Annotated in this window: 11 protein-coding genes and 1 pseudogene; all 12 read right to left on the bottom strand. The window is 50.9% G+C overall.

The features are described 5' to 3' along the window. Nucleotides 1–59 precede the first annotated feature (59 nt). Entirely contained in the window at nucleotides 60–839 is a 780-nt protein-coding gene (gene lpxA / locus ACG1BZ_RS16690; RefSeq protein ID WP_413662811.1) for an acyl-ACP--UDP-N-acetylglucosamine O-acyltransferase, read from the bottom strand. A 106-nt stretch (nucleotides 840–945) separates the two neighbouring features. After that, a complete protein-coding gene (gene fabZ, locus ACG1BZ_RS16695) occupies nucleotides 946–1,386 on the bottom strand; it encodes a 3-hydroxyacyl-ACP dehydratase FabZ (protein WP_108734005.1) in 441 nt (146 codons plus the stop codon). Nucleotides 1,387–1,464: 78 nt separating this feature from the next. Further along, nucleotides 1,465–2,526, bottom strand: coding sequence for a UDP-3-O-(3-hydroxymyristoyl)glucosamine N-acyltransferase (lpxD, locus tag ACG1BZ_RS16700; RefSeq protein WP_413662812.1), 1,062 nt, complete (start codon nucleotides 2,524–2,526; stop codon nucleotides 1,465–1,467). A 14-nt stretch (nucleotides 2,527–2,540) separates the two neighbouring features. Further along, entirely contained in the window at nucleotides 2,541–3,056 is a 516-nt protein-coding gene (locus tag ACG1BZ_RS16705; RefSeq protein ID WP_413662813.1) for an OmpH family outer membrane protein, read from the bottom strand. Nucleotides 3,057–3,124: 68 nt separating this feature from the next. Continuing rightward, complete coding sequence (bamA, locus tag ACG1BZ_RS16710; RefSeq protein WP_413662814.1) at nucleotides 3,125–5,677, bottom strand: outer membrane protein assembly factor BamA; 2,553 nt, start codon at nucleotides 5,675–5,677, stop codon at nucleotides 3,125–3,127. Between the two features lie 61 nt (nucleotides 5,678–5,738). Then, a pseudogene (gene bamA, locus ACG1BZ_RS16715) lies at nucleotides 5,739–7,016 on the bottom strand (outer membrane protein assembly factor BamA); the annotation flags it as partial. A gap of 111 nt (nucleotides 7,017–7,127) precedes the next feature. Beyond that, on the bottom strand, nucleotides 7,128–8,483 hold the full coding sequence (gene rseP / locus ACG1BZ_RS16720; protein WP_282933671.1) for an RIP metalloprotease RseP: 1,356 nt from the start codon (nucleotides 8,481–8,483) through the stop codon (nucleotides 7,128–7,130). 60 nt (nucleotides 8,484–8,543) lie between these two features. Next, nucleotides 8,544–9,728 (bottom strand): 1-deoxy-D-xylulose-5-phosphate reductoisomerase, encoded by a 1,185-nt coding sequence (gene ispC / locus ACG1BZ_RS16725; RefSeq protein WP_413662815.1) that lies wholly within the window; start codon nucleotides 9,726–9,728, stop codon nucleotides 8,544–8,546. Between the two features lie 109 nt (nucleotides 9,729–9,837). Further along, nucleotides 9,838–10,683 carry a phosphatidate cytidylyltransferase gene (locus ACG1BZ_RS16730; protein WP_413662816.1) on the bottom strand — a complete coding sequence of 282 codons (846 nt, stop codon included), beginning with the start codon at nucleotides 10,681–10,683 and terminating at the stop codon, nucleotides 9,838–9,840. Between the two features lie 122 nt (nucleotides 10,684–10,805). After that, the gene (gene uppS / locus ACG1BZ_RS16735) at nucleotides 10,806–11,561 is read right to left on the bottom strand and encodes a polyprenyl diphosphate synthase (protein ID WP_413662817.1); all 756 of its coding nucleotides are present in this window, start codon (nucleotides 11,559–11,561) and stop codon (nucleotides 10,806–10,808) included. Next, a complete protein-coding gene (gene frr, locus ACG1BZ_RS16740) occupies nucleotides 11,561–12,118 on the bottom strand; it encodes a ribosome recycling factor (RefSeq protein ID WP_282933674.1) in 558 nt (185 codons plus the stop codon). The genes uppS and frr overlap by 1 nt, the downstream gene beginning before the upstream one ends. Further along, nucleotides 12,115–12,852 carry a UMP kinase gene (pyrH, locus tag ACG1BZ_RS16745; protein WP_413662818.1) on the bottom strand — a complete coding sequence of 246 codons (738 nt, stop codon included), beginning with the start codon at nucleotides 12,850–12,852 and terminating at the stop codon, nucleotides 12,115–12,117. Before pyrH ends, frr begins: the two co-directional genes overlap by 4 nt. Nucleotides 12,853–13,008 lie beyond the last annotated feature (156 nt).

Genomic DNA, 13,008 nt, shown 5'->3' on the forward strand with positions numbered 1-13,008 from the left:
AATGGGAGTTGCATAAAGTGCAATCGGAGCTGCACGAAACAGCTCCAAAGAGAAGTGAATTAGCGAACAATGCCGCGAGTGGAAGACTGCAAAGACTCTATCCACGGCTGAATAACTGGAGATTCTTCGCGCAACTCCATCAAGGCCTGCAGCGCCTCTTGCATAGTAAGACCGCGACGATAAACGGTCTTGTAAGCTTTATTGATCAGGGCAATATCTTCTCTAGAAAAGCCCCGTCTGCGCAGCCCTTCTGAGTTAATGGTCTTTGCTTCGGCAGGGTTTCCGGCAACCATAACATAAGCAGGAACGTCTTTACCGATAGCAGCGCCCATTCCCAGGAAAGCATGCTCTCCCACAGTACAGTTCTGGTGAACCAAACTATAACCACTCAGAATCGCCCAGTCCTTAACAACAACATGACCGGCCAAACCACAGTTATTCACCATAATAGTGTGATTGCCAACAACACTATCGTGGCCAATATGGGCATAGGCCATGATCAGGTTTTCGTCACCAATAGTGGTCTCACCTCGGTCCTGAACGGTACCACGGTGGATCGTAACCCCCTCGCGAATCACGTTATTGTCGCCAATAACGAGTGTCGTCTCCTCACCACGATACTTTTTGTCCGGGGTATCCTGCCCTACGGAAGCAAACTGGTAGATTCGGTTGTTCTTCCCCAGTTTGGTCGGCCCACTAAGCACCACATGAGAGGCAATATCACAGCCATCACCTATCTCTACGCCGGCTCCAACAATGGTGTAAGCACCAATACTCACCCCGGAACCAATTACTGCCGTAGAGTCGACAATAGCTGTAGGGTGGATACTTGTCTGCATTCTGGGATCTACTCCTCGGCATTAATCGTACTGGGTAACCTGTACCCTTAAAAACAAAGGCTACCCGGAAAATCCTGAATCTAACTCTCCAGCGAGCTTTACAGAATTACTGAACCTTTTTGACGGCACATAGGATATCAACAGAAGCTGCCAGCTCGCCATCAACACTGGCTTTACAAGCGAATTTCCAGATATTTCTGCGAACAGATACCGCTTCAGACTCGAGCTCAAGACGATCACCTGGGATCACCTGACGCTTAAAGCGCGCCTTATCAACCCCACCGAACAGATACAGATATCCATCTTCCGGTTTTTTGCCAAACGTTTTAAAGCCGAGGATTCCCGAGACCTGAGCCAGGGCTTCAACAATCATCACTCCCGGGAAAATAGGCATTTCCGGAAAGTGGCCATTAAAAACTTCTTCATTTCCAGAAATGTTTTTATAGCCTTTTATATACTTCCCTTCTTCGAGTTCTACTACACGATCCACCAACAAAAAAGGATAACGGTGCGGCAGATACTCGCGAATTTCACGTACATCCATCATTCCAAATGCCCCCAGAAACCACTTCGGGGCGTAAAACGCCCCGAAAACAACAAAGCCAAATTAATTAATAACTAAAGTTCAATCGTCTGTCCCACTCTTTTGGGACAGTGCCTGAACCTGTTTTTCCAAATCTTTCAATCTGCGCGCCATTTGATCCAACTGACCAAAACGCACAGCATTACGACGCCAGGTAGAACTATCGGCAAAGGATAGCGCTCCAGAGTAGCTACCAGTATCCTTTATCGACTTAGTAACAAACGTGTTACCCGACACCTGACTGCCATCTGCAATCGTTATGTGCCCGTTAATACGGCTACAGCCACCGAGAAGACAATGCTTCCCTATCTCAGCACTACCGGCAATTACGGCACACCCGGCTATGGCCGTGTAGTCACCAATCTTCACATTGTGCGCGATTTGGACCAGATTGTCGATCTTGACTCCTCGCCCAATCACCGTATCACCCAAAGCTCCACGGTCTATACAGGTATTGGCTCCAATTTCCACGTCTTCGCCAATTTGCACTCCACCAAGCTGGTGTATTTTCACCCAGCTGCCTTTATTAGGCGCAAACCCAAAGCCATCGGCTCCAATAACCGTCTGGCTGTGAATAATACCGTGTGCACCGATAGAGCAGTTATGATGAAAAACAACGCCGGTATACAGGCGTGTTCCTGCACCGACCAAACTGCCCTCGCCAACATAGCAGTTAGCACCAACAATCGCTCCAGGCTCCAATTTTGCGTAGGCCTCGACCACAGAGCCGGGCCCCACACTGACACCAGCACCAATCTCTGCCGTGGGGTGAACCACTGCAGAGGGGTGAATACCAATAGGTGCTTCAGGAGTTGTATCGAACAGGGCTGTTGCTCGAGCAAAGGCCAAGTAGGGGTCCGCAACACATAAAGCCGTTACCGGGCACTCTTCAACAAACTCTTCCGATACCAGCACTGCGGCAGCTTTGGTCGTTTTCAGAAAGCGTCGATAATTAGGGCTTGCGAGGAAAGCCAAGTGCTCTGCACCGGCATCCTGCAGTGTATTTAAACCCTGAACTTTTTGATTGGAATCTGAACCGGGCGCCAACCGCAAGTCGGCCCCCAGCTCTTGCGCCAACTGGGCAAGAGAAAAGCTATCTTTCATAGAAGACTATCGACTTACTTGGCTGCGTTCATACGCTTAACAACAGCCTCTGTCAGGTCGACGCTGGGACTTACATAGTAGGCAGTATTGGAATCCAGCACTACGTCAAGCTTCTGCTCTTTAATCAGTGCGTCCAGGGCATCCCTGGCCTTTGGTCCCATAGAAGCCTGGATCTCTTGACCCACTTGAGCTTCCATTGCACGCAATTTTTTCACCGTTGTCTCAAAATCTGAGCGCTGGAAATTCATCTTGCGCTGGTACTCAGTCTTCTGCTCATCGGACCAGGTCACACTGTTTTTCTTGGCATCTTCAGCCATTTTTTGCAGCTCAGAACGAATTGACTCGGCACTGCTCTGCAGCTTCGAATATTCAGAGCTGGTCTTCAAGGAGTTAACCTTGGTTTTAGCTGCATCTGTGCTCATGATCGCAGCTTGTAGGTTAAGTACCGCAACCTTGGTTTGCGCCAGCGCTGCGCCGGACAAGGTCATACCTGCAAGTAATACTGCAACAATTTTTACATTCTTAAGCACGTCGGTCTCTCCAATAGATTTTATTTTAATTGCGCTGATATACGCCTAATTCATTTTATCTGACAAATTTAGAAGCTGTTACCCAGGGTGAACTGGAATACTTCCACATCGTCATCATCATTTTTCTTAAGAGCTTTCGCCAAGCTGAATGTCAGCGGGCCAAAACCGGTAATCCAGGTCAAGCCTATCCCCGCAGAGACATTCATCTTACCAAAGTCCACATCGTAACAGTTGATTTGGGTATCACCACAGCTGGTATCGAATACATTACCCGCATCTACAAAGAAAGCAGATTGAAGCGATCGCTGATCCTTGACAAATGGCAATGGGAAAATAACTTCTGCACTGCCTTCAATCAGGATATTACCGCCAAAGGGATCAGCGTTACTATAGCTATCAATCTCCAAGTTACCCTCACTGTCAACTTCGTAGCAGTATTGTGTATACTCTTCGCCATTTGTTGCACACGGCAAGCGTGTATAGAATTCTGCCGGTGTAGACCTGGGCCCTAAAGTATTGCGCTCAAAGCCTCGTACAGACCCAAAACCGCCAGCATAAAAATTCTTAAAGAACGGCAGCTCATCAAGGTCCCCGAAACCGTCACCATAACCCAAACGAGTACGTAAACGCAGAGTCAAACTCTTCGTTAGCGGACGGAAATATTGCCCAGTGTACACAAGCTTGTAGTACTCCAAATCACTACCCGGCACAGTAAACTCAGCAGAAAAATTTTGCGATGCTCCACGGGTTGCCAAAACACCTCGATTGAGCGTAGATCGAGCATATGAAGCAGTTAAACTCAGATTATTAAATGCATCACCATAGCGATCGATAAACCCATCAGCCGAAGTATTAAACTGGCTTGTATCTATTGTCATCGCTAGATCTTCAGCTACCCCATCATTTAATGCTTCTACTATCTCGACCGCCTCTGCCTCAGTAATACCATCCAGAGAAGTATCATCGAAGAGGCGTGGGCTGGACTGAATTTCCTGGACTGAGCTACTCGAAGCAGAAAGCTCCAAGTGGTTGAAATTAACATTCAGTCCGAGGCGGGAAATTTCCGACATCGGGTAACCAAAACTAACTCCACCACCATAAGTCGTGGTGTTGTAGTCAGAGAGGTTGACCTCGGAGTAATCATTCTCTGTGTAGAAGACATTAAAGCCACGGCTCACACCATCCGGTGTGAAGTAAGGGTCAAGGTAAGAGAAGTTCACAGACGTCTGGTAGGTCGAGGCATTCATCCCAATACCTACGGATTTACCGGTGCCTAACCAGTTATTTTCCTGGATATTGGCCCCCAGTACCAAGCCACTGCTCTGGGCCCAGCCAATTGTGCCGCCGATAGATCCTGAAGGCTGTTCTTCAACCGTGTATTCAACATCAATTTGATCGGATGTACCCGGCACCTCTGAGGTTTCCACCTCAACTTCCTTGAAATAGCCCAGGCGTTCAAGGCGGACTTTAGACTGCTCTATACGGGCAGAGGAAGCAGAAGCTGACTCCATCTGGCGCATCTCGCGACGCAAAACCTCATCTGTAGTGCGAGTATTACCTCGGAAATTAATTCGGCGAACATAAGCCCGCTTGCCGGGATTAATAAAGAAGGTGATTTTTACCGTTTTCTCTTCTTTATTGGGCTCGGGGATGCCATTAACCTCAGCAAAGGTATAGCCCTCATTCCCCAGGCGCTTGGTAATATAATCCGAGGTTGTTGTCATACGAACCTGGGAGAAGGTCTGCCCTTCCCGCACCAGCAGCAAGCGCTTAACTTCTTCCTCTGGGACTACAGGATCACCCGCCAGGTCCACTTCACTAATGGTGTAAACATCGCCTTCATAAACATTGACGGTGATAAATACACTCTCTTTATCGGGACTCAGGGAAACCTGGGTAGAGTCAATTTTAAAATCCAGATACCCACGATCCAGGTAATAGGATTCGAGACGCTCCAGGTCGCCGGTCAATTTCTCCCGGGAATACTTGTCATCACTGCGCAGCCACGACAACCACCCGGTGGTTTGCAGTTCGAAAATCTCTCCAAGCTCTTCATCGGAGAACGCCTTATTGCCGACAATATTGATGTGCTTAATCGCAGCTACTGAGCCTTCATCAACAATTACGCGAAGCTCAACCTGGTTGCGCGGCAACTCTTTTACTTCAGTTTTAACACTGGCGTCATAGCGTCCCTGGCCAACATATTGACGCTGCAGCTCCTGGGCCAACCCCTCAAGGGTTGCGCGCTTGAAGATCTGCCCCTCTGAAAGGCCATTCTCTTGCATGCCTTTCAACAAGTCTTCTGTTGCAATCGCCTTGTTGCCCGTAATCTCGATCTTGGAAATTGCAGGTCGCTCGCGCACAGTAATGACCAGGACACCATTTTCCTGGCCGATTTGAATATCCTCAAAGTAACCTGTGCGAAACAGTGCCCGAGTGGCACTCTGGATTTCCAAAGTCTCCACCTCATCCCCTACTCGCACAGGGAGAGCTGAGAATACGGTACCGGCAGAGACGCGCTGCAGCCCTTCCACACGGATGTCATCAACTACAAATGACTGTGCTAAAGCACTGAGAGGCAGTGCCAGGCTAAGAGAAGCCGCTTTCAGGAAATGTTTCATCTACTAATTCCAGGTGTTTTTATTCGCAATCCAGGAGTTACAACGCAAACTAGCGCCCCGCTCCCCCAGAATCAGAGGGTTGCCCCTCTACCATGTAATCAACATCGGGCCGGTCTGAGGTGCCGGACACCTTAGTTGTTTCAACTTTCACTACCTTCAAGTATCCAAGGCGCTCAAGACGCACTTTGGATTGTTCTATACGCGCAGAGGAAGCCAAAGCTGACTCCATCTGGCGCAGTTCACGCCGCAAGACTTCATCTGCGGTGCGAGTGTTCCCGCGAAAACTAATACGTCGCACATAAGTGCGCTTTCCCGGATCAATAAAGAAGGTAATTTTTACTGTACTCTCTTCTTCATTGGCCTCAGGAATACCATTCACTTCGGCAAAAGCGTAACCTTTGTTGCCCAAGCGTTTAGCAATATAGTCTGAAGTGGTTGTCACCCTCGCTTGGGAAAACCGCTGACCTTCTCGCACCAATAGCAGGCGGTTGATTTCCTCCTCCGCTACTATCGGGTTTCCAGCAATTTCCACCTCACTAACCGTGTAAACACCACCCTCAACCACGTTAATAGTAATGAATACACTCTTCTTGTCCGGCCCTAGAGATACCTGAGCCGAATCAATCTGGAAACCAAGATATCCACGATCCAGGTAATAGAGCTTTAAGCGCTCCAAATCACCAGTGAGTTTCTCACTAGAATACTTATCATCGCTGCGCAACCAAGAGAGCCAGCCAGTAGTTTTAAGCTCAAAAATCTCTTCCAGCTCTTTATCAGAAAAGGCTCGATTTCCTACGATATTAATATGTTTTATCGCAGCAACAGCCCCTTCATCGACAGCAACCCGCAGCTCAACCTGGTTGCGCGGCAGCTCCTTGAGCTCCGCTTTAACACTGGCGCCATATCGACCCTGCGCCACGTACTGGCGTTCAAACTCCTGGGTCAACCCCCTGAGGGTCGAACGCTTTAGGATCTGGCCTTCGGCGAGACCGTATTCCTTCATCGCCTTCAGTAGATCCTCAGTGGCAATCGCCTTGTTCCCGGATATATCTATCTTTGATATAGCCGGCCGTTCTCTCACGGTAATAACAAGAACGCTGTTTTCGTGGCCAATCTGAATATCTTCAAAAAAACCAGTGCGGAACAATACTCGGGTTGCATCCTGAATCTCGCCAGGCTCAACTTCGTCGCCTACCCGAATCGGAAGCGCTGAAAAAACTGTACCTGCAGAAACCCGCTGTAACCCGTCTACTCGGATATCGCTGAGAACGAACGACTGTGCCAAAGCGCTGAGAGGCAGCACCAGGCCCAGAAAGATCGCTTTCAGCAAATACTTCATACCGCTTCCGAGTCGCTTTTACTCACAACAAACTCGTGCCAAGACAAAACGTCTCACACGTATAAAAATCTCACTCACATTATCAGCCCGGAAAAAAGCCTATCCTGGGCACTACAAACGTAAAATATCGTTGTACAGAGCCAGCCCCATAATGCAGAGCACCAGGGCCATGCCCACCTGTAAACCAATCACCTGCACCCTCTCTGACACAGGGGACCCCTTGATCGCCTCAATACCGTAGTAAAGGAGGTGACCACCATCGAGTACCGGGATAGGCAACAGATTGAGTACACCAAGGCTAATACTGAGCAACGCCAGCAATGACAGGAAAGACTGCCATCCCGCTTCCGCGGAAGTACCCGCCACTTTAGCAATGGTAATGGGGCCACTCAAGTTTTTGGTCGAAAGTTGACCAAATAATAGTTTCTTCAAGCTATTCAGGGTAAAGACTGTTTTATCCCAGGTCTCCTGCAAGCCCTTTACTAAAGCGCCGCCCACCCCATAGTGGTAAATCCGTACTCGATCATCCGGCCAAGTCTCTGATACCGGCTGCACTCCGACCTGCCCTATGGTTTCACCGCTGTCCAGCTTGATCTCCGCAGGTGTTACAGACACCGTCAGCGGTTCGCCTCCACGCTCGACAGTGATATCCATTGGAACACCAGCGCGGGCTCTCACATAATCGGTCCAGCTTTGAAAAGATGAAAAGTCACGGCCATCGGTCGAGACAATCTTGTCTCCAGCCTTGAGTCCAGCTGAGGCTGCCGGGCTCCCCTCCACCACATTATGAAGAGTCATACTCACCGGTGGAGTCCACAGCTGCAGACCAATCTCCCCGAGCGGATCGGGAACTTCACGGCCGGCAAGCCAGCGATTGATATCCGCCACCATATGGTATTCGAGGTTGGAATCCGGATAGCGCACAGAGAATTCTATGGTGCCACTATCACCCAGGCGGTTTGCCAGGCGCCAATTGAGGGCCTGCCAAGTAGGGGTAGCCTCACCATCAACAGCAACAATTTCCTGCCCGGACTCAAGGCCTGCCGACGCAGCAATACTCCCGGGCTCAACGGATTTCACAATAGGAACCGGGCCCGCTGTTCCACCGAGGAACACAGCCCAGAAAAAGACTACCGCCAAAAGAAAGTTAGCGGCAGGACCGGCAGCGGCAATCGCCATCCTCGCCCATACGCTCTTGCGGTTAAACGCCTGATCCAGCTCTTCAGCCGCTACAGGCCCCTCGCGCTCATCGAGCATTTTTACGTAACCGCCGAGGGGGATAGCGGAAATAGTGAATTCGGTACCGTGGCGATCATAGCGGGAGATCAACCGGCGGCCGAACCCCACAGAAAAGCGCAGCACCTTAACACCACACAGACGTGCTACAAGAAAGTGCCCAAACTCGTGGAAAGATACCAGTACACCGAGAGCCACCAAGGCCCAGATTACCGTCTGAATTAGATCCATACTCAGCTACAACTTCTTGTCATACGCAATTTAGCGGCCATTATACGCCGGGCAATGTGTTTAGAGGGCGGCAAGCGCCTGCTTGGCCAGTTCTCGCGCATTGAAATCAATGGCTTCGACTGCCTCGAGTCCCGACAGTTCAACAACGGGAGCCCTATTCATCACTTTTTCTATCACCAATGCAATATCAGTAAATGCTAGACGCCCCTTCAGGAAGGCTTCTACTGCAATTTCATTCGCTGCATTTAAGACTGTTGGAGCACTTTTTCCCTCATTAACAGCCTCTCGCGCCAAACGCAGACAAGGAAAACGATTAAAATCCGGGGCCTCAAAATCCAGCCTGCCTTGCGCAACCAGATCCAATGCTGGCACCCCTGCATCAATGCGCTGGGGAAAAGCCAGGGCATGGGCGATAGGCGTGCGCATATCCGGATTACCCATCTGTGCCAGTAAAGAGCCATCCCGGTACTGTACCATCGAGTGAATAATACTCTGGGGGTGCACGACTATCTCAATCTGCTCAGGGCGCGCATTAAACAAATAGCACGCTTCTATAAATTCGAGCCCTTTATTCATCATTGTGGCGGAGTCAACAGAGATCTTCCGGCCCATCGACCAATTAGGGTGTGCACAAGCTTCATCCGGCGTCACCGCCCCCAACTCATTCGCAGGCCGTGTGCGAAATGGCCCGCCCGAACCCGTAAGCAGTATTTTTTCCACGCCCGCAGCTTCGAGATCCCCACAGGGGAATGGCAAACATTGAAAGATTGCATTGTGCTCACTATCAATCGGCAACAGTTGCGCACCACTCTTATTCAAGGCCCTCTGAAATATTGGGCCCGCCATAACAAGCGCTTCCTTGTTCGCCAGCAACACTTTCTTGCCCGCGTCTACTGCCGCCAAGGTTGGGCGCAATCCCGCAGCTCCTACGATCGCCGCCATGACTGTATCGACCTGAGTATCGGAGGCAACACGACACAAGCCCTCCACCCCACTTAGGACTTCCGTATCCACTTCATCGCCAAGCAGCACTCGCAACTCTTCAGCTCGCACCTCATCGACAACAGCAGCATATTGAGGCTTAAACCGCCGACACTGCTGAGCAAGGTCGGCAACCCTTTCACGGGCGGTAAGGGCAAAAACAGAATATTTTTCCGGGTGTCGCGCCAACACGTCCAGGGTGCTCACGCCGATCGAACCAGTGGAGCCGAGAACGGTAATTTGTTGCGGGGGAATTACTTGCATAGGCCCTTTTCGTACCTCTGATAGCAATATTGCTGCCACCAAACAATTGCACGCCCAGCATTAAGCTGGGCGCTAGCGAATAAAACACAAAACTGGAGCGAAAACGCCTCTACAAGTATTTCGGCAGCTCGCTCGCTAGTGCGGCCATCGTAAACACTGGAAGAGCCGCGGAAAGGCTATCTATCCGATCGAGGATGCCACCGTGCCCCGGTAACATATGACTACTGTCCTTAATCCCTCTGTGCCTCTTAAACATGCTCTCCACCAGGTCCCCAATAACTGAAGCCAGTGCAGTAACCAAGACACCAAAAGTGAACAAGACAGTATTTTTTAGTGGAAGCTCAAATAGGTAGGAAGTTACGAGAGCCAAAATCAAGCAAGCACCCAGGCCACCGAAAAAGCCCTCCCAGGACTTGCCCGGACTAACTTCTCTAGCCAGCTTCCGCTTACCAAACTTGCGGCCGACAAAATAAGCACCGACATCCGCCGCTGCAACGATCGCCACCACATAAAGAACCAGCCAGGCGCCGTGATCCAAGCCCCGCAAAACTACCAGTGACAACCAGGTTGGAACTAACACAACAAGGCCTATCAGGCCGCGTACCCACCGGTTGCCCCACAGAGCAGCACTGGACGGGTAGCTCTGCACCCACAAGAAAGCGAGCGCCCACCAACCACAGGCCACGGCCAGAATCTGGCGGCCGCGATCGATATCGGGATCATCAAAATTCATTGAAAAGACGTATTGAGCCGTGACCATTAGGGTTAATCCCAATGCGGCCAAAAAAACGAAGCGCAAGGCTCGATTCAAATTCGAGAGGTTGGCCCACTCCCAGCCCGCCAGCAAGATAACCGCCACAAATATCAGTGAAAACCACTGCATTGGAAGTAAAAACAATACCCCCATAAACAGTGCCAATAGCACCAAAGCAGTAATTATTCTTTGTTTTAGCACCGCAAACCCCTTTGTTAGTAACTTGACCACTCTGTCTGGATACTCTGTACAGATCAAGAGCGTGTCGGCAAAGATTTCCAACCAATTTGTATCGCAAGCCTGGCGCCGCAGACTTGCCCGGATCACGCCTGAGCGATCGCGTCATCCCCCTCGGCGCGACCGCCGAAGCGGCGATCACGTAACTCATATTCTGCGATAGCCTTATCCAGCTCGGCTTCGTCAAAGTCGGGCCAAAGCGTATCAGTAAAATAGAATTCACTGTAAGCGGCCTGCCAGAGGATAAAGTTGCTAATACGCTGCTCACCGCTGGAGCGGATCAAAAGGTCTACCGGCGGCAGGTCTTGAAGCTGTATGTATTTGCCAAGCCCATCCTCAGTAATCGACTCTGGGGAGCGCGTGCCATCGGCAACCTCTTGAGCCAATCTACGGGCCGCCTGGGCAATATCCCAGCGCCCGCCGTAATCAGCAGCAATTATCAGGTCGCCCTCAGTCCCTGCGCGGGTGATATCTTCCGCTTCGGCTATAGCGCGCTGCAAGCGCGGAGAGAATCGGTCCCGTCGACCAATAACTCTCAGGCGAACCCCCTCCTCCCGCATCCGCCGGGCCTCTTTGCGCAAATAGGAATTAAACAGGCTCATCAGCAGCTCGACCTCCTTCGGAGGGCGCTGCCAATTCTCGCTGGAGAAGGCGAACAGAGTAAGCGCTTTAACACCGCGAGTTTTACAAGCTGAAAGCAGGTCGCGGATACGCTCGACACCGGCCTTGTGGCCGGCTGAAGGGGAAAGGCCCTTGCGGGCAGCCCAGCGCCCATTGCCATCCATAATAATGGCGATGTGACGTGGGCCGGGAGCATGTAGCTCGGTACCACCGATGCTCATTAAATTTCCATCAGGTCTTTTTCTTTCGCTGCCAGTGCTTTGTCCACATCAGCGACAAACTGATCGGTAATTTTCTGAATGTCGTCACTTGCGCGACGCTCATCGTCCTCAGAAATTTCCTTATCCTTGACCAGTGACTTCACATCTGCCAGCGCATCGCGACGAATATTGCGAATGGAAACCCGCGCGGTCTCTGCCTCACTTTTTGCCTGACGAGTGAAGTTCTTGCGGGTCTCTTCGGTCAGCATAGGCATTGGAATACGGATAACCGCACCAGCTGTGCTGGGGTTGAGGCCCAAATCGGACTTCATAATGGCCTTTTCGATATCCGGGACCAGGTTTTTCTCCCAGGGAGTTACGGAGAGAGTGCGCGCATCCTCAACAGTAACATTGGCAACCTGAGATAACGGAGTATCAGAACCGTAATAGGAGACGTGGATGCCATCGAGAATACTCGGGTGTGCACGGCCGGTACGAATCTTGTTGAAATTTCCAGCCAGGGCATCAAGTGCCTTACCCATACGAGCTTTCGCGTCTGTTTTTATATCTTCAATCACGATTTCACTTCCTCTTCAATTAAGGTGCCTTCCTCGCCGCCAACCACAATATTCAACAATGCACCGGTTTTATCCATGCGGAATACACGTACAGGCATATTGTGCTCGCGGCACAGGCAGATAGCGGTCAAATCCATCACGCCGAGCTTCTTGTCGAGAACCTCATCGTAAGTCAATTGGTCATAGCGAGTTGCTGTTGGGTCGAGCTTGGGATCAGCAGAGTAGACGCCGTCGACCTTAGTGGCCTTCAAAACCAATTCGGCTTCAATTTCAATACCGCGCAGGCAAGCTGCGGAATCAGTGGTAAAGAAAGGGTTGCCGGTACCGGCGGCAAAAATCAGAACTTCGCCACGCTCCAGGTAGCGAATAGCCGCGCGGCGATCGTAGTGATCGACAATACCGCTCATTTGAATCGAGGACATCACTCTCGAGGAGATGTCAGATCTTTCCAGGGCATCGCGCAGTGCCAGGGCGTTCATTACCGTGGCCAGCATTCCCATGTGATCACCGGTCACACGGTCGAGACCTGCAGCGCTCAGCGCAGCCCCACGGAACAGGTTGCCGCCGCCAACAACCAAACCCACCTGGACCCCGATACCAACCAGCTGCCCAATCTCCAGGGCCATTTTGTCCAGCACCTTGGGACTGATACCGAAACCCTGATCACCCATCAGCTCTTCGCCGCTGAGCTTTAACAAAATTCTCTTATACTTGCGGTCTTTAATACCGGGCATTCGTTAGTCCCCTTCAATGTACCTGTTAGTGGCCAGGCCTTGCCGCTGAACATTACAACAATTTCAGTCATTTACACAGAGGGGTGCTCCGCTGCAGGTAAGAAACCCCAGCGGAAGCACCCCACTGCGATTGAGTGCCCGAGGGCACCCAATAAT

The sequence above is a fragment of the Microbulbifer sp. CNSA002 genome (assembly GCF_047324085.1).
GTDB lineage: Bacteria > Pseudomonadota > Gammaproteobacteria > Pseudomonadales > Cellvibrionaceae > Microbulbifer.